The sequence below is a fragment of the Ruegeria sp. CDSB113 genome (assembly GCF_059611045.1).
Window position 1 is genome coordinate 34,673 of the sequence record NZ_JBXWOU010000015.1, and the last position, 18,657, is coordinate 53,329.

At 56.7% G+C, this 18,657-nt stretch carries 12 protein-coding genes and 3 pseudogenes; 2 read left to right on the plus strand and 13 right to left on the minus strand.

Annotation, left to right across the window (positions count from 1 at the left end; genetic code table 11):
- Window positions 1–659: 659 nt before the first annotated feature.
- Window positions 660–1,338 (minus strand): annotated as a pseudogene (locus AC2FIS_RS20125) (IS6 family transposase).
- Between the two features lie 89 nt (window positions 1,339–1,427).
- A complete protein-coding gene (locus AC2FIS_RS20130) occupies window positions 1,428–3,119 on the minus strand; it encodes a thiamine pyrophosphate-binding protein (protein ID WP_496775093.1) in 1,692 nt (563 codons plus the stop codon).
- 435 nt (window positions 3,120–3,554) lie between these two features.
- Here AC2FIS_RS20130 and AC2FIS_RS20135 point away from each other — a divergent pair, with 435 nt between their 5' ends.
- Window positions 3,555–5,114 (plus strand): class I adenylate-forming enzyme family protein, encoded by a 1,560-nt coding sequence (locus AC2FIS_RS20135; protein ID WP_496775094.1) that lies wholly within the window; start codon window positions 3,555–3,557, stop codon window positions 5,112–5,114.
- A 245-nt stretch (window positions 5,115–5,359) separates the two neighbouring features.
- On the plus strand, window positions 5,360–6,547 hold the full coding sequence (locus AC2FIS_RS20140) for a YbfB/YjiJ family MFS transporter (protein WP_282121441.1): 1,188 nt from the start codon (window positions 5,360–5,362) through the stop codon (window positions 6,545–6,547).
- Window positions 6,548–6,646: 99 nt separating this feature from the next.
- On the opposite strand, the pseudogene maeA reads toward AC2FIS_RS20140, so the two are convergent.
- From maeA to AC2FIS_RS20195, 11 genes and pseudogenes are all read right to left on the minus strand, one after another.
- Window positions 6,647–7,567, minus strand: a pseudogene (gene maeA / locus AC2FIS_RS20145) (oxaloacetate-decarboxylating malate dehydrogenase); the annotation flags it as partial.
- A gap of 66 nt (window positions 7,568–7,633) precedes the next feature.
- Entirely contained in the window at window positions 7,634–7,813 is a 180-nt protein-coding gene (locus AC2FIS_RS20150; protein WP_496775095.1) for a hypothetical protein, read from the minus strand.
- Between the two features lie 149 nt (window positions 7,814–7,962).
- Window positions 7,963–8,919 (minus strand): FG-GAP-like repeat-containing protein, encoded by a 957-nt coding sequence (locus tag AC2FIS_RS20155; protein ID WP_496775162.1) that lies wholly within the window; start codon window positions 8,917–8,919, stop codon window positions 7,963–7,965.
- Window positions 8,832–9,251: pseudogene (locus tag AC2FIS_RS20160) on the minus strand (transposase family protein); the annotation flags it as partial. The pseudogene AC2FIS_RS20160 and the gene AC2FIS_RS20155, both read right to left, overlap by 88 nt.
- Window positions 9,252–9,404: 153 nt before the next feature.
- Entirely contained in the window at window positions 9,405–11,087 is a 1,683-nt protein-coding gene (locus tag AC2FIS_RS20165) for an OmpA family protein (RefSeq protein ID WP_496775096.1), read from the minus strand.
- 16 nt (window positions 11,088–11,103) lie between these two features.
- Window positions 11,104–11,808 (minus strand): hypothetical protein, encoded by a 705-nt coding sequence (locus AC2FIS_RS20170; RefSeq protein WP_113788668.1) that lies wholly within the window; start codon window positions 11,806–11,808, stop codon window positions 11,104–11,106.
- Entirely contained in the window at window positions 11,805–12,068 is a 264-nt protein-coding gene (locus tag AC2FIS_RS20175; protein WP_496775097.1) for a hypothetical protein, read from the minus strand. The genes AC2FIS_RS20170 and AC2FIS_RS20175 overlap by 4 nt, the downstream gene beginning before the upstream one ends.
- On the minus strand, window positions 12,061–14,358 hold the full coding sequence (locus AC2FIS_RS20180) for a hypothetical protein (RefSeq protein WP_496775098.1): 2,298 nt from the start codon (window positions 14,356–14,358) through the stop codon (window positions 12,061–12,063). Before AC2FIS_RS20180 ends, AC2FIS_RS20175 begins: the two co-directional genes overlap by 8 nt.
- Entirely contained in the window at window positions 14,355–15,326 is a 972-nt protein-coding gene (locus tag AC2FIS_RS20185; RefSeq protein ID WP_496775099.1) for a hypothetical protein, read from the minus strand. The genes AC2FIS_RS20180 and AC2FIS_RS20185 overlap by 4 nt, the downstream gene beginning before the upstream one ends.
- Window positions 15,327–15,339: 13 nt before the next feature.
- A complete protein-coding gene (locus AC2FIS_RS20190) occupies window positions 15,340–16,332 on the minus strand; it encodes a hypothetical protein (protein WP_147235146.1) in 993 nt (330 codons plus the stop codon).
- Window positions 16,333–16,353: 21 nt separating this feature from the next.
- Window positions 16,354–18,642, minus strand: coding sequence for a hypothetical protein (locus AC2FIS_RS20195; protein ID WP_496775100.1), 2,289 nt, complete (start codon window positions 18,640–18,642; stop codon window positions 16,354–16,356).
- Between the last annotated feature and the right edge of the window lie 15 nt (window positions 18,643–18,657).

Below are 18,657 nucleotides of genomic sequence, written 5' to 3' on the forward strand. Positions count from 1 at the left end.
CTACGCGATAGATGTTGTCTAAGACTTCACATTGAATGTCAGATCTTGCCGCGAGAATCTGGTGTGGATGACTCCTGCAAGGCGAGTCCATTTTGATCTGACCTGTGCGCTTGTCAAAAGCAGTCATGTGTCCGGTCTGTTTGCGCAGTTTTGACCGCTGACCCTGATGAGTTCCGCAAACCGGGTCCCTAACAGCTTTGCGGACTATGCTGCCCGAGCCAATCGACGGGGTGTACTGGTCTTGGCGGCTGATTTTTGAGCCATCATCTCCCGGGCCTTGCTAAAGTTGTTCCTTTCCTGTTGTGCGGGTTAACGACAATGCTGTCGCTCTTGGCAATTCAATAAATCGGAAAAACGTTCTCGGCCAGATCCAGGCTATTCGTGGTAACTTGTATGGGGAGGCTCTTCTAAAAAGCAGATTTAGCACCTGAATTTTGGCACATAGCGGCGGCGCTTGGAGTAGTAGCCAATCACCCTAACAGTTTTGACCCGCTAACCTGCCTTAAGTCACCAGTACGACCTATGTCCGGTTTACACCGTAGTTAACAAATGCACTGACAAAACTCTACTCAACTAGGAATGGGCTCAAAAACACCTATCTGACACGGTTCTGTTGCAAAGTTTGTGTCTGTTTGGAAAGTCGCTTTTGTGCCGATGGTTCAGGCGGCCCGTCCGGCGAATTGTTTGAAAGGGCAGATCCTGGAAGTGATTTGACATTTGCGGATCATGTGAGCGACTTCGATAGCTGAAAGCGTTGCAGACACAGAGACAAAGCGCATGAAGCCGAACATCGGGCGGGTTCGTCTTTTGATGAACCCGTGATCTTGCTCCGCGATATTGTTTAGGTTTTTCCGCCTCACAATCTCGATCGGGACCGGGCAACCGAAGCCTTTCAGTATCTTTTTGATAGCTTTGATCACAGCTGTATTGGCACCACTCTTATCGATGACAATCTTTCTGGGAAGACCGTTGATCTCAATTATCCGAGCAAAGAACTTCGTAGCCGCTGGCTTATTTCGGCGCTGCGTAAGCATGAAATCAAGCGTTTTGCCGTGTTTGTCGACAACTAGATAGAGATGACCTACGTCCCTTTAACTCGGGTATAAGTTTCACCCCTTCTCCAAGAACGGTCGCATGGCCCCTTGCGACGACACGCCACCTCCGCGATCGCGCCAGAGTACCGTGTCACCCAGCGGTTCGGCGTGTGTGATCAACCGATACACCTCTTTCACCCATAATCTCTTCCAGATCCCGGTATGACACGCCGTACCTGACATAGAAAAACACCGCAAACTGGATCACTTCCCTAGGATATTGCACACCTTTGGAAGAGATCATGAACTGACTTTCAACTTGAAAAAACTGAAAGGCATTCACCCGTTGTTGGCAGGAGGGTCAATGGCCAACAGTGTGCAACAGATCCTACACTATCTGCATCGATTGGGTCGACCGTTGTTTCGCGCGACCTGATTGCCCCACCGCAACAGATTGACGTTGCAATCATCCCGATCGATCAGAACTTCGATCAGGCAAAGACCGTCATGATCCAGAGCTGTTTTAATGGCCTTGTCCAACTCGCCTTCTGTTTTCACCTTGCAACCCCAGGCGTTACCCTCACCGGCGCTAAACACGTCAATCAAACCGGCGTAATCCCAATTCTTGATGGTGTTATAAGGGCCATCGTGGATTTCAACTTCGATCGTGTAGCCGCCATTGTTGATGAGGAAAATAATCGGCTTTGCGTTATACCGGATCATGGTCGAAATTTCTTGGGCGGTCAGTTGAAACGAACCGTCGCCAATGCATGAGATCAACCGGCGCTTCCTGTTACCCAACGCGTATCCCAGCGACGCGCCGACAGACCAGCCAATCGATCCATACTGCATCTGTATCTCGAACCGCGTGCCCTCGGGCAAATTGGTCTCGATGCCGTTGAACCATGAATCACCCGTCTCCACGAGTAACGTGCTGTCTTCATCCAGCATCTTCTGCACACGGGCGAATAGTTGGCGAACCGTCACCGGTGTATCGGCTTCACCTGGCTCCGGCGGGTTTTGCTCGGTTCTGACACGGTCGAAGGCCGTGACGGCACCGTTGTTCGGCGTAAGTTTGTCAGTCAGCGCATCCAGAAATTCATCCATGCGGACATTGCTGAAATGTGTGTCACCCAACTGTATGGACGTTGGATGCACCATAACCGCTTTGCCGGGATCAAAACCAAGCTGATGACCCGCCGTGGTGTAATCGGTAAAAACAGGACCGACAAACAGCAGCCCGTCCGCGGCATCGACAATTTCCCCACAGCCTGGCGTGCTGACCGGCCCCCAATAAATCCCCATGAAGCTTTCGTTTGTTTCAGACAGAAAACTCTTGGCGTTGGGCATTGATGCCTGGGCGTATTCGCAGGCCACGGCAAGGCTGCGCAAGGGGCGCTCGGCCTGACCCGCGCGCACTTTGCTTCCCGCGACAAGAACTGGCCGCTCTGCCGCGTTCAAGAAGTCAGAAACTTGTGCGACCGCAGTCGCTAATGTGTTCGGATCACTGCTGGACTGCCTGGCGAAACTGCGCGGTACAGGCGCGGACGTAGGCGCATTTGCAATGTTCGAGGCGATTTCGATATAGACCGGTTTGCGTCGAAGCATTGCGGTGTCTATCGCCCTGTCGATTGCCACAGGCGCAAGGGACGGATGATGAATCGTGACAGCCTCTGCGGTGACGCGGGCGAACATCTCATGCTGGTAATCGTAATCAACCTTGCCAAGCGTGTGGTGCAGGTATTCCCACTCGGCTTCTGAGTTTGTGTTCGGCCCACCGGAAATCGCGATCAATGGAAGATCTTCGGCATAGGCGCCTGCGACGGCATTCAAAAGGCTCAACCCTCCGACCGAATAAGTGACGACAGCTGCGGACGGCCCCCCTGTTGCGCGGGCATATCCGTCTGCTGCGTAGCCTGCGTTGAGCTCGTTACAGCAACTGATCATCCGCAGATTCCGATTGCCAAGCAGCTCATCCAACAGCACCAAATTGTAATCGCCAGGAACCACAAAATAATCCGCAATTCCAGCTTCTTGCAACCTTTTTGCAAGATATGATCCGACGGTCCAGCGCTCTGTTGCCATGCCATAACTCCAATACAATTTTTTAAAAAGAACTGGGCACATCCTATTCACGAAAGCCGGATTCGCAAAACCAAGAGAGTTGCGCTTAGCTCTGTCACGGAGAAGCTGGAAACCGAAACCTGTTTTGAACTAGTGGTTGCTGTCTGCGTCAAAACTCTACTATCGGTCTGCGCGGCCACCCAGTCGAATGACATTGCGCGATCAAACCAACAGAAAAGGTTCCGAGCCTGAGGGGGCTTTGGTAACAACTCGAACCACGTATTGGGCAAATTCGCATTCTGTAGACGTTCCTGCCGCTCCCTATTGGAAGTAGATAACATTGCAGTATGCTCGATCCACCGACCAACCGATTGAGTGGTTGGATTCCGCTCGTTGCCTTTCCGCTGAGGAAAGTTGGAGGCAACCTCGGACGCAGGTCGAATTGGGGAGAAAAGCATGCCGGTAACCGGGCCGCCACTGGCCGCTCCTGCGGATTTATCGAACCTTTTTCGCCGGGGATTGTCGGCGGATCCCGAGGCGATTGCGCTTTACGCGTTGGACGGGGCTTTGACCTGGCAGGAGCTGGATACCGCCTGTACACGGCTGGCGCTTCGATATCTGAGCCTGGGGCTTAATCCGGGGGACCGAATAGCTTCGATTATGCCGAACCGGGCGGTGTTGGTGATCCATTATCTGGCCTGCATGCGGGCCGGTTTGGTGGCGATGCCGCTGAACTATCGCTACACGGCTGCGGATATCGACCATGCGCTGCGGTTGGCGACGCCGGCGGCGCTGTTGGTGCATGGCGAACGCGCCAAGGACGTGGCCGCAGTGCCAGGCGTAGGACAACTTCCTATGGGAATGATGTCCTATGAAGGCGAAGTGGACGGGGCGCTCACCTTGGAGGACCTGATGGACGGTGAGGCTGAGGGGACACTGCCGTTGATTGGGTCTGACGCCCCGGCGTTTATATTTTTTACTTCAGGGACCACAGGCAAGCCGAAAGGCGTGACGCATAGCCATGCCAGCATGGGCGCTATGGTGGCAAGCAATGCTCAGGGGTTGGGGTTGGGACCCGGGGATGTGGTGCTCCCGGCGTCGTGGATTTCCCATACTGCCGGGTTGCGGCTGACATTTGCAGGGCTTTGGGCTGGTGCCAGAACGAACGTAGTGCGGCAGTTTTCGCCCGACGAGCTTTTGGGGCTCCTGCGACAGACAAAGCCGACAGTGGCGCAGATATTGCCCGCGCCATTGGCTGCATTGGTAACGGGGCACGGGGCCGTTCGCGAAGACTTTGGGTCACTAAGAACGATGATGGCAGGTGGCGACAAACCCTCGCAGACACTGGTCGACGCCTTTGGTGCGTTGGCAGGTGTGCCGATCGGCGCGTTTTACGGGATGACGGAAATGGGGACGTCACATTCGAACACCCATGGAGGAGTAGAGAAAGTCGGTGCCATTGGATTGAACAATCCAGGCTATGTCTCGGCGCTTCGTGATGAGGCCGGCGTAGAGGTGCCCGTGGGAGTGGACGGTCGGCACTGGGTAAAGAGCCCGACTATGATGACGGGGTATTGGGACGACCCGGTGTCGACAGCGGCAGCGTTTCGGGATGGCTGGCTCGATACAGGCGATTTGATGCGACGGGATGACGACGACTATTTCTGGTTCCGGGGACGGCAAAAACAGATCATCGTGCACGACGGCTCGAACATCAGCCCGGCGGAGGTGGAAGATGTACTGACAGCGCACCCCGCCGTTGCAGCGGCAGTGGTGGTAGGGGTGCGAGACGAGATGCACGGTGAAGATGTTTGGGGATTTGTGAGCTTGGTCGAAGGGGCGAAACCGGTGCGCCCCGGAGATATCATCGACTTCGCGCGGAAACAGATCGGATACAAGGCGCCGGATGTGGTTCGGGTAGTTAATGCACTGCCGTTGACCATGGGAGGCAAATTGGACCGGATGGCGTTAAAGCGGATGGCAGCGAAAGAAAGCGGTGCCGCGCATGTGCTGTGATACCGTTAACGATCAGGTCGCAGATGTAAAATGCTGCCCTGAGGTAAGAAACAGCGACGACGGGCAACGGAACTGAGGATCTCATTCCTTTAGCGCAGAAAGTGGCATTGGAAGTCGAACCGCAACTTGTTGTAAATAGGCAGTCTTGAACTGCGCAAGCCCTACCAAAAGCGTCCGCCCGAACAGTTGGGATTGCACGGTCAGGTGCCTTGAGGCACGGTGTGGTTCAACCTGGAAGGATGTTCATGGCCGCCGCAAAACCTACCAACCCGTGGCTCATATTGCTGGGCCTTGCGCTTGGTGTCAGCATATCCAACGCTTTTGGTCGCTTTGCATACGGACTAATCCTGCCATCAATGAAAAGTAGCCTTGGCTGGAGCCTCACTCAATCCGGGTGGCTCAATACGGCCAATTCGATTGGCTACATAGTGGGTTCGATTCTAACGCTTTTACTGATCCGGCATTTTTCTCCGTCGCGATTATTTGCAAGCGGAACTGTGGCGACCGCATTGTGCCTTTTGGCGACCGGGTTTGATGAGAGCCTCGTGTTTCAAACTGCTTGTCGTACTTTGGTTGGGTTGTTTGGTGCACTTTCCTTTGTGTCCGGCGGCGTACTGGCAGCATCGCTGTTCCAGACCAGCGCCCGAAAGAATGCGTTGGCCATTGCCTTATACTTTGGCGGTGGCGGTGGATTTGGTATCGCATTATGTGGCGCGATCCTTCCGAGTATGTTGGACGTATTCGGACCACAATATTGGGACTGGGCGTGGATCGGGGTCGGGTTGGCAGCCCTGGTCATTTGCCCATTTTCGGTTTGGGCTTCCACAAAATTGAACCAAACCGAGCATGACGCCGCACTGCCTTCCATCCCACCGGTGCGCAGAATGCTTGGCGAACTCGGCGGGTATGCGCTGTTTGGATTGGGTTACATTGTGTACGTCACTTTTATCTCGGTCTGGATGAAAGAGCAGCACTCCAGCGTCCTGTTGACCACCGCAACATGGATGGTTCTTGGCGTCAGTATTATGGCGTCTCCTTTTGTTTGGCGCGGGGTCTTGGCCCGCTTTCCATCCGGAACACCGTTGGCGCTAATCCTTACCGGGGTTGCATTTGGATCAGCCCTGCCAATCCTGGTTCCATCCGGATATGGATTGATTTTGTCGGCACTGGTGTTCGGACTGTCGGTCTTTATGCCACCCACTGCGGTCACCAGCTTTGTCCGTCAGAACGTGGATCAGCAGGATTGGGGTGCAACCATAAGCTTTTTCACAGTTGTTTTCGCCATTTCACAGACATTGGGTCCAATCGGGGCTGGTATCATCGGCGACTTAACCGGAGAAATAGGAGATAGCCTCGTCGTGGCCTCTGCGGTCCTGCTGGTGGGTGCCCTTTGTGCTGCGATGCAAAAGCCGCTCAGGCGTGAGGCGGCGTAGCCGTCGTATTCAGAACCATACTGATTCATTCCCTATTTGGACGCGGTGGGTTCTGAATGCGCAATGTGAGACCTTCCGGTCACTCCAACCTGACCTGCTTTAGGCAATCTCCTCATAATGCGGGGTCCAGAACTTCGCATCTATCGCCGCTTTCAAATCATCCCCCGTGGATTTAGGCGCAACCCCATCCAACTGCGCCTGTTGACCAACGGCAAATGCGATAGCTTTGCTGACCTCACGAATGTCCCCCACATCGGGCAACAAGCTGGCTGTGCGATCGGACTTCGCAGGTGACAAGGTGGCGAGCGCCTCGGCGGCGGCCATGAACATTCCGTCCGTGACGCGGCGCGCGCCTGCCGCCAGCACGCCCAACCCCATACCTGGGAAAATGTAGGAGTTGTTGCACTGCGCGACATGATACGTCTTGCCGTTGTAGACAACAGGATCAAACGGGCTTCCGGTGGCAACCAATGCATGACCATCTGACCACCGGATAATATCCGCAGGTACGGCCTCAATTCGCGATGTCGGGTTCGATAGCGGCAATACGACAGGATGATCTGTGTGAGCCGCCATCGCCCGAATGATCCCTTTAGAGAACAAACCTGCCTGACCGCTGACACCAATTAAAATGTTGGGCTTGGCCTGATTAATCACATTCAGCAGTGAAATTTTGCCATCGGACCAACTCCCCACTTTGGTGAGAGGTTGAACAATTTGCGTTTGGAACGGCAGAAGGTCTGTCATCGCATCGGCTAACAACCCATTCCGGTCCACCATGTAGATGCGCGCGCGTGCCTCGGTCTCGGGTAGTCCTTGACGGACCATGAGTTGAACCAGTTGCTCAGCGATACCCACCGCCGCTGATCCCGCTCCAAGAAACGCGATGGTAGCGTCCTTTAGCGGAATGCCGGTGACATTAGAGGCAGCCGGCAAAGTGCCCGCCGCTACCGCCGCCGTGCCCTTGGTATCATCATTGAATGTACCGAGCTGATCGCGATAACGCGCAAGCAGATGGTTATGTGCATTACTCTTGTACCCATAGGAGCCGGTGGACGCGGTGCGGTTGCCCTCCCGATCATACTGTTAATCCTTGATCGGCACCGGCACGCCGCCGTCGATGGGCGGGATGCCCTGGCGGACCTGTACCAGACGGTAGAGGTCATCATAGGAGATGAGTTTCCACTGCGCCGGGTCGAGGCGGTCGAGGATCGCAGTCAGCTGGCCGACGGGGTCGTAAGTGTATTCCAGATCGGTCAGCGTCACCCCGGACTGCGCACGGGTCAGTGCCTAGAGCAAGCCATTGGTATAGCCATAGGTGGTCGCCCGGCCGCTGGTTGAGGTCAACGCGGTTCGGCGGCCTTCATCGTCATAGCCGAAATTGTAGGTGCTGCTCCAGGACGAGGTCAGATCGGTCAGTCGATCCTCGGGGCATCCCAGACATAGGATGTGCCCCCGTCAAGGCTGTCCTCCATCCCCGTGCGGCGGTCGAGCAGGTCGTATCTGTAGGTCAGAGTGACCTGCGGCTGCGGCCCGACGGTGCCATCGGTGGTGGTGGTGGCCACGCGCACGCCACAGGGCGCCGTATCGTTGGACCGCTCGACCCGGACGGCGAGATTCTGATCATCCCGCTCGATTTTTGTGACGCGGCCCAGAGGATCGGTTGTCTGAATTACAGAGCCGAACTGGTTGACAATTAACTCGGTGGTTTGACCCCTGCAGTCGGTGACCGTCGTGACCCGATCTTCGGGCTTAACAAAGACCAGAGGACTGGTTGCAGCGCCTCCCAACTCATCTATCAAGCACAGAGACGAGCCACCTGGTTTGCAACGCTGGAACCATCGGGCAAGGTGGCCCCTTCGAATTTCCCATACCGTCATAGCTGTAACTGGTGACATTGCCATTCTCGTTGTTTGTCGACACCAGACGCCCTGTACCTCATAGGTGAAGCTCGTGATACCGTCGGCCTGGTCGGTGATGGTCGCCAGGCGCCCATCGGTGTCATAGGCGTATTCATTGCGGTTGCCCTGCGGGCCTAAGATCGCCGTTTGCTGTCCACTTGCGTCAAAAAGAACGGTGTTGACAACTTTGTCGCGCCGCTGCCAGGTGCCGTTATCAAGGCCCTCTTGAGTCGAGAACTCGCCTAGGCCCGAAACAAACTTGCTTGTTGCCGAGGGCTTGGAGAAATGCACCCTGACCCAGAATCGCTGCGTGGTTAGCAGGTCCAAACTGCCATCACCATTGATGTCGGCAATCTCAATCAGGCCGAAGCCATAGTTTACAAACCCACTCTCAAACGGTTGGAATGTTCCGTCCCCATTGCCGTTATTGACATGGACCTGCCCGCCGCTCGCCGTAAATAGATCCGGGATGTCGTCGCCATTGGCATCGCTGCATGGTCACTTTCGACCAAATTGTTCCGCCACTGTCGAACAATATGCCTGATGCTGTCGAAATGCGGATCGTATCGGTGGTTGATTTCGCGGATGACACGTCGATATGCGTAGGCGTCGTCCACATGCCAGTCTACACTGGCGCGGCGTAAGTGCTTCTCGGTTCGTTTGGTCAGTTCCGGGTTAAACTTCTGGGCCCAGCAGAACACGGTCGAGCGATCAACTTCGACGCCGCGCTCGGAGGGCAAATCGACAAAATCTTGGTACGAAAGCGGATACCGCAGATACCAACGAACCGCGCAGAGAATGATGTCGCGCGGGAAGCGGTGGTGTTTGAATGGCGATCAACGCGGCATGAGAAACCTCACAAATACAAAAATCCGTAAAGGCGACGATTAATGCAACAGCCCTGGTAATAGTGATCGCCAAAACGACTTGGCGCGTTCCGAATATTGCACCAAAACTCATTCATCCTTGAACATGAATATGCGCACTGTCACCTTGCGATGTTCGGCGGATTCCTCGTCGTCAGGCCCTTCCGCATCGAGTTCGCCGTGCGATTTTCCGGTGAAGACAGCTCCCGATCCGATATGATCATTCAGGAAACTAACCACGGTGTCTCTTCGGTCGCGGGCAAGTTGCTGGTTGTCAGAAACCGACCCCTTGGTTGACGCAAACCCATCGACAACAATTGGCACCCGCCCTGCCTGCACCAGCGAGATATCGCCCTTTGGTATTCCGTCGACAAATGTCTTCAGGGCGCGCGCCTGATCGTCCGACAGGGTCGATTGCTTTGGCTTTTCAAAGAGAATTGTGTGATTGCGCGTAGACCGGATCTTGCCGGGCAGTTTCTTGACCGACACCTGCTTTAGCGACACGATGCGGACGGCCTTGATTTTCTTGCTGCTGAATGTCGGACTGTCGAATTCGGACACCATCTGCTCGATATGAACCGAACCGTCAGCCCACAAGTCGATCATACCGTTAAAGTCGTAGTCCCCCGTGCCTTTCGGATCCCAGTTGCCCGAGAAATCATATCTGATTTTGCACATGGCTTCTTTTGGAAGACTTAGCGCCGTGGCCGTGAAATTCACGCTGAACGAAGACGCAATCAGGTCATCGGACTCGGACGCGACAAGGCCTATCTTTGCGTGACGGATATCGTGGCCGTCGATTTCGGTTCGAATCCGGATCTTGAACTTCTGATCGGAAATTCCGACACGCGGGTGATAAGCGTGGAAGATGAAATCGGTTACGACTTCATGGAACTTGCTGTCCGGCTGCGTATTGGGGTGGATGTATCGCGACGGAGTGGCTGAGACCGAGACATCGCCCTTGGTGAATTCGGCCTTGAATTCCTGGAAGACCGCAAGCCCAAGACCTATGGCAGCAATGGTGTCGGTGCTGCGCGAAATGCCCTCTTGAATCGCCACGTCCGATACGACGGCTGGCAATGAGATCGGCGTGATGTCCGGCAGAATTTCTTTTTTCGTTTCCTTGTCACTCATTTCGACGACGTCCGCTACCACGTCCACCGGATCGACAACTTCACCCTCGATCACGTCGTCCTGTTTGGGCGGCGGCGCGGGTTTGTAATACTTGTCGATCATGGACAGAAAGTCGTCGACCGCCGCGTCACGCATTGCATCCTCGCTGGCCGGGCGCCGCGGTTCAACGATGTGATCGACATCGTCCGTCAGGTCTGCATCATCGGGCATCGTACCAACGTCCTGAACCGAGAAGCTACCTGCTTCGACGAGTGGGATTTCTTCATCAGCGGGCGGCGCTGCTTCGGGAGCAACGGGTTCGGCCGGTATTGCTGCCTCAGGAACCTCTGCTGATGGCTCTGCCTGTTGAGGCGGTTCCGGCGGCACCTCTTTCAACGGTTCGGGGACTGGTAGATCACTATCCCAGCTTTTGATCACGCGTTCCTTCAGAAAGACGCGTGCTGTAGGAGCAGGCGCGCTTTGCTCTGCGGCCAGAACAGCGTTTTCCGCCCGAGGTTCGGGCATTTCCAAAGCAGGACGCCGGGTCCCATAGCGTCCCATGAGACGGTCGGTTTTCTCTCTCTTGTAAAGCGAGTCGAACGCCTCCAACGGGTCCGGCCCATGAGTTCTGCCAAACAATCCGTTTGTGTAACGTGTCATCTCAGGTCCCTCCCATTCAGGTCAGTTTCAGCCGCAGCCGCTCGTGCCCGAGCGTCCTGAATTCCAACTCGCGCACCCCGTCGGGCACATTTTCCACAGTCATCATGCGTCCAGTGGACTTTGCCCGGGCCAACCGCCCGTCCAGCCTGACGCTTTCCAGATCGACCTCGTCCAGATCGGCCCCAAACACCGCAAGGCTGAGGCCAAGGCCCTTGCGAAACCGAACCACACGTTCGGGCCGAGGACGGCGGCGCGGTGCGCTTGCCTGTTCCATCCGGCGTGCAAGATCCACAAAATCCACACCGTCTACCCGAACACCTCTGCGTGCCAGCCGGTTCACGTCCTCCTTCGAATCCACGCCATACCGTTTCAGCCGCTTCGCTTCGTCCGGTTTGATGGCGGCCTTCTCGACTCCTTCGATCGGGGTTCTGGGGGCAAGCGCCTCGTCGGTGGTCGTCTCGGCCACAATCTTGTCGGTGATCGACCCCAGTTTGAGATCCATCTTCGAGGCGCCCTCTTCCCCCGGTTTGGCAGTGCGAAACCGGACGCGATCGCCGTCGTATTCGGCAAATACATTGAGCGACAGCCCCATATCCTCGACCGTATAAAGCCGCTTGCGCTGCATCGCCTTCACGCGCGCGACCTGATGCACCCTCTCCAGTTCGTCGGCGAGGCTTTCGACGAATTCCCGAAGGTCCCAGGATGAGCGGTCGCCATTCAATCGCCGGGGCCCTCCTTCTGTGGGGGCGCATCCGAATAGCGGATATTGACCCTGAACTGGTGCAGCACCGGCATGAAGCTGGTGCGATAATGTTGATCCGTCGGCGCGCTGTTCAACTGCAGCGCACCTTTATCGCGTCGCGCCGAAAGCTCCATCGGCAACCGCAGCCGTACTTCTTCCAGGCTGAGCCCCGGCGCGCCGGGGTCCGCATCTTCCAGCATGGCTGCCAGCGTGTCGGACAGGCGCGGCAGTTTAGTCATTGATCCTGATCCCGGCTGGAATCGGCACATCGATTTTTCGTACTGTCCGACGCGCCGGGTTGCCGTTTTCATCGACATCATCGAAGGAAACCAGATAGGCCGGTGCTGCCTGCAGCACTGTTTCGACCATCAGCGGCTGGTTGCCCGCTGGCAAACGTTCAACCGCTTCAGCGCCAAGCTGCATCCGCAATGCCGGGTCCATGGACATCGCCGCATCGATTGCAGCCAAGACATCCACCGTGACCGTATCGGGCGACAGACGGCGCGCAAGATCGGCAAACCCCGAAGGCGTTATCTCCAGTGCGCCTGACAAGTGGTCCCCTGCGCCGCCCGGCGTTCCTGTGAGTGGTGTATGACGGGCCAGACCAGCAACCGCGCCTGATGCCACAAAGCGCATGCCATAGCTGACATGAGTGGCGTTGGCGCGTGCGTCCATCGGTATGTGTCTTTTCAGCGCTGGTATGTCATCAAACGTGTTAGACATCCGCGCTGGTGCTGCCCCAATCAGAAACAGCCGGTGTGGCGCGCTTGTATGGGCACACAGGCGGATTTCATTGCCAACAAAACTGGCCTCGGTGCCTTTTCCGTTCTTCTGCACCAGCCGCACGGAGACACAGATCTTACCCGAATGCCGGGAAGCTGCGGTCAGAACTTCTGGTTCGATTTCAATTGTCGAGGACGCGCTGGCCCCTGCTTCCAATGGTGCAAGGCGGAAGACACATCGTTTCAGGCCGGTTTTCGGGGTGCCGTCGCAGGATACGCGAATATCCAGAAACGGGTTGTCCAGACGCTCGGGGCCTGCTGTGACTGAGACAGGTATTTTCGCCGGACGATCCGCCGCAAACATCCAGCTTGAATTGCCGTCACCAAGATCTGTCATGGTTTGCTTGGGCAATGCCAGTTTGATGCGCCGGTCCGCCTTGATCATCTTGCGGCCCGGAACAAATAGCTGACCTACGGTCCCTTCGGCGTCGCTCAGCGACAGCACCCGTTCCCACGGCAGGGTCGATACGAACTGATCGTGATTGATCTGCGGTATCCAGGCTTTGCCGTCGAACATTTTTTCGATGGGCAGCCGCTCGACCACGGATTTGACCAGTTCATGACCTGGCCCGCCCAACAGTTGATTGATGCCACCGGCGTTTCCGGCAACCCCCTGTATTAGGCCGGTAATATGCTCGGGCTTAATATTCTTGAGCAACCCGGTGATCATCGCGGGGTCGATCTTGCCGCCCGCCCCACCCAACAAACCGGCAAGCGCAGAAGCATCCATACCCTGCGCCAGCAACGGCGCACCACCCGGGGCAGGCCCTGCAACAGGTGCTGCTGGCGCAGCCGCCGCGCCGGGTGCCGGGGCGGCCACCGGAACGGGCTGCAAAATAACCTGTGGCTGGGGCTGCTGCTTGGGCACAAGACCTTTTACGATTTGACCTGTGACCCCAGGCGCAGCGTCCGAAATCATCTTGGCAAAGACAGGCGCCAGTTGCGGTATCAGATCCATGATGACCTTCACGATCGAATCCAGCGCAAGTTCCGAGCTATAAGTCCCGTCCGCTGCCAGGCCATAACTGACATCAATGCCGCCGGTTCGGCCCAATTGCCGCGCCGATGCGGTGCTGGCGACGCTTTTGCCGCCAGCCAGCCCGCCCAGTAGATTGCCCAGCATAGGTGCAAGCATCGGAATGAGCGTCGGCAAAAGGCCTTTGACCATTGGCAACAGGGCCGCAAGAAGCGGAAATGCCTGCGCGCGCGCGGTCGATCCCGGCTGTGCCATGGCCGCCGCCGCGCGGTTGATCGACGCTTCAAGCGCGCTCGCACCTCCGATTGGCGTGCCGCCGCCTTTGATCCGACCGTTAAGCTCGGCCGCCAATGACGCGCCCGAACGTCCCTGCGCCTGATCCAGACAATGGGACAAAACGCGCGTCAGTGTCTGTGCGGACGGTGCCCCCGGAATCCGGGGATCGCGTTTGCAGACCTCGTGCATCCGGGCAACCATTAAAGCCATTCCGCCAGCCAATTCGGGTTGCGGCTTTCGTTTGCGGCGCACGACGCGCTGTCCTCCGGTGCGGGTGCTCAAGGCGCCTGCCCTGCTGGCTGACGTTGGGCCAAGATCCGCGAGCATCGCCTCAAAATCGCCCCCATATCGTGACATCTCGCCCTCCAATCTGCTGTCCACGCTGACGTCCACGCCCCAGCGCCGTTCAAGCCCGCTTTCGATATCGGCATCCGGGTCAAAACGGGGCGCAGCCCCACGTTTCAGCCGAAGCGCGATATGCGGGCGTTGCGTCATGCTTTCGCGACCACCGCGCCGAAGTAAGCCTCTTTCCAGATCGGATCGCTTGCGGGTGGAAACTCTTTGTTCGCACCCCAACTCCAGACTTTGACGGGTTTGGTGTCGTCGGTAACGGGCGCCAGCAAAGGCACCCAGTGATCGGCCACAAGGCTTGCGCCTTTGGCTCCGATTTTGCCCAGAATCCCTTGCGATGGAACATAAGACTGGGACAGCTTTTTCGCGGACTGCTTGCCCTTCTTGCCTTCTTTTTCCAGCAGCAGGCTGACATTGATGAACAGGACCGGCTGATCGTCCGCCGTAACCTTGAGTTTCTTGAGATGATCAACGCTTTCATTGAGAATAAATGTCGTCGTGGTCTGATCATCCACCGAACTGAAGCCGATGCCGGATTTCAACCAGGCAACCATATCCGACGGCCACGAGATCGCGTCCCATGCCTCTTCCGGCGTGCCATCGAAATCGTCGTTGCTGGTTCGGCGTAGGCAGGCCAGCACCATCCAATCCAGCAACAGGCTGGGCGGAAACGGATCGGCCTTGAATTTTAGCGGCTCCAGCGGTTCCAAACCATCGGATTTTACCTTCAGGCTGCCAAAGGCTCCGGACCCGGTATTGTAAAGGCCAGTCACAAGGTCGACAAAACCCTCGAAATTGCGGGTCGCAAACAAGTGCATGACCGCGGCCGGGCCACAAACGTTCAGTCGGTATTGGCGAATATTGTGCGGTTTGCCCTGTAGGACCGCAAGGCGGGCGGCAATGTCGGCGCGTGGCAGGTTGGGCCAGACCCCATTGCCGGTTTCAGCCGCAAAGGCACTGATCTTCTGCGAGATTGCCGATGACTGACCCGATACGACGGGCCTGGCTGGTAGCGCCTTTGCCAGATCGGCAAACGGGTCGTCCCCGGCGCCGTGATGTGGAACAAACGGACGCGGTGCGCCTGCCTTGTTGCCGGTTCTCTGCATGTCCATGTCTCACGCTCCCTCAGGCCGGTTGGCCCGCTGCGTCCTGCTGTGCACCCTGTTTCTCGGCGATCAAAGCCTTGGTGCTTTCGTCACCGAAAAGGTCCGCGAAATTGTCGAGCTTGAAGTAGTCGCTCTTGAACTTGACCTCGACAAAACCCGTAATCTGCGCGTTCAGTTCGGTATTGGTGACCAGTTCTCGCGAGGAGACAGTGATCTTGGTCGATTTTTTGGAACCGCCGCCCCCAAACAAACCGAAGAAGCTGCCGCCGCCCTGGCCGCCTTTCTGCTGGATGTCAGTCGATTTTTCTTTGGCTTGCCCCACTTCGGTCGAGCGAACGTTAAAGACCAGACCAGCCCGGATGACGCCTTCGGTGACGACAAGACGGTTGTTGATCTGCAACATCACCTCGCGTAGCTGCAAGCGGCGTTCCTTGGCCAGTTTCAAGCGGGCCTCGAACATCAGCTTCTGAATTTCATCGTTGGATGTATCGACCGCCATGCCCGAATTGGAATCCGTCAGGTCCCCTTCCGGCCCCATCGTGAACCGCAGGGGATCCGAGGTTGCCATTTCCGCCTGCGCATCCAGAGACGAAATATCGTCGCGTGCAATCGCCCCTAGCGGTTTGCTGAGTTGTTTGAACATGTCAACCATGCTTTGCGACTGCTTGATCGTGGAATCCACGATTGAATCGTAGGTTCCGGTGATCAAATCCGAAACGAAGCCGACAAAGTCAATTTCCCCCATAAATTCAGCGGCTAAACCGGGGACATCTCTGATGCCGGTTGGGTCCAGATCATCGCCTGCCGCAAAAGCCCGCGCGGGTCCGCCCTGCCCCTTCACCTTTTTCTGGGCCAGCGCCACACCGCTGCTGAGCATCTCGCGATACATCTCAACCTGTTTGTCGCGTGACATGGACAGGAACGTCGTGTTCTCTGACAAGTAGCGCTTCAGGTCCGCACGCACACGATCCACAACCGCTTGATTGGCGTCGCCCGTTCGAGCCTCGGTCATCATGACTATGTCCTTTCGCGCTTAAAGCATGTCAGCGTCTTGCAAGGCCGCTTCTTCGGCCTCGGCGGCATATTCGTCTCCGACATCCATCGGAGCCTCTTCGCGCCCGTCATAGAAGTCGTCGTCGTCGATCCAATCGCCTACGGTGTCCGGTCGTCGGAAGGCCGCCAGCCAGTTCTGCAGGATTTCAAGGCCACGTTCGATTTCCGCGTCGGGCGCGGTCTGCAACGTCGACGCGTTATCCGCCAGCCAGGCAAACAGATCGAACCCGTACACCGCCAGAGTGCGGCCGCGGTCGGTCAGCTGAGTGCCATAAACCATCCGGCGATCCTCGCGGTCATCTCCGATGGCTTCGTTGAGAAGGCCTTCAACCACAGCCCAAAGACCAGAGTTGAAACGGCCACCCCAATACTGCTGCACTTCGGGCCGCTCGAGAATCGAGAAGCAGAAATGCATCTGGTGCCAGCACCGCTCAACAAGGTCGGGCATGTGATAGCCGCCTACATCGGACAGGAAGCGCTGCAGATTCAAACCAGCCCGCATAAAGCGGAACTTAGCGTAGGAATACCCGCGATTGCTGTCCTCGCTGAAGTAGGCACCGGCGTTGTTGACACGTTGCAGATCGATCCCCGCCTCGCCAATTGCGCCCAGCAGGTTGCGGGCTGCTTCTCCGCGCGAACCTTCCTCGAAGACCATCGAGAAGGTGCGCCGCCGGTCTTCAGCTGCCGGATAAACGATGCGATAGACCTGCCGGTAATGCGACAGCAACGCATTTGCGGGTGAATTGCCAAGGTCGTAGGCAAAGCTGTGTTGCCGCGCGACCAGTTCCTCGACCATGTCGATGATGCCAAGGCGGTCGAACTGATAGATGTAATAGGCTTTGGCCATGGTACGGATACGATCGGCGTCGATTCCGGCTGTGAATTCATCCTCGAACCTTCGCATACGGATAGGTGGCAATCCGGGCGGTGATGCCAGCCCGCCGATCAACCCCCCGAAAGAGATGCCGCCACCGCCAAAGCCACCCCCGGCCCCGGCAATGGACAATGCCGCCCGCGCCCAGTCGTTATCGGGTGCGTTCGGGTCAACGTTCAGGTCGCTCAGCAACGAAATCGCCGAGCGCTTCAGCCCCGGAGGCAAAGGCCCGCCAAAATCTTCGACCGGCGCGGACAACCCGTCGTCGCGAAGGGTTGAGAACAGAGGTTCATAGCTTTCGTACATTCGCAGCTCAGGTAGACTTTCAACCAGCTTTTCTGCGAAATCCGGATCGTTGAGCGGCACATTCCGCTCGGTCAGTAACATGTACGCGGCGTTGATCCGGTTGGTATCAGCCTCGATGTAGCGCGCGGCGAAAACCACAGCGATCTGATCCTTGTACAGATCGGCCTGATGTTGACGAAAGAACTCTTCAACGCCCGCCCGCAGCGTTTCACGATCGACCTCAGCTGGTTTGGCCTCTGAGGCCAGTACCGAATACACGGCTGCACCGGCAAGTTCATCGAACCCGTAGCTTGCCAGAAAGGATGCACCGCCATTTGCCGAGATCGCGTTTTTCGTGATCGTCAAGAACCTGTGATACGTGGTGGATGGCAACGCCGCCTGAATTGCGCGGTTCTGAATCACCAGCGGGTTGTTGATCCCCGCAGCGATTAGCTCATCTGCGATCTCTTCGGCCCGGCCCGCTTTCAGAGAGACAACATTGGCGACCATTTTCTTCACTTCGCCTGGTGTAACAGGCTTGGTCAGATCAGTTGGGACATAGTCGTTCTCGCGCCCAAGCGCATCCAGTACCTCGCCTTTGAAACCAGCATCGCCCGGACCGACGCCGGACGCCTCGAGTGTGTTAAACACCTGATCAATCGTTTTGGCCTCGGCGCGAATACCTCGCGCTTCGAGCGTATCAGCGATAATGTCCTTGAAATAGTATTCGCGGTCCCGTTTGAAGATGCCGGCCGCGCGTTTGGCCATGGCGGCGTCAGGTTCCTTCATCAATTCCGCGTAGGTTTTACCCTCCATCAATTCAAACGCAATGCTTGCCACGATATTTGGTTCTTCGATCAGAAATCCTTGCGCGTTTTCAAATCTGACCCCCTCGCGCGCGGCTGTCATCACCTTGCGCCGCAGCGTGCCGTCTGCGACATCGTCCATGATCAGGACGCGGACGCGCACCGGCGTACCATATTCATTGTCATCAAGATCTTTCTTGATCTGCGCTACGTCAGACAGGATGGTGGCCTCGACTTTGTCGACTTCTTTTTTCCGTTGGTTTGCCGCCATTTGCTTTCTGATATGGGAAGGTCTGTAGGCCATATGTAAATCCTTTCA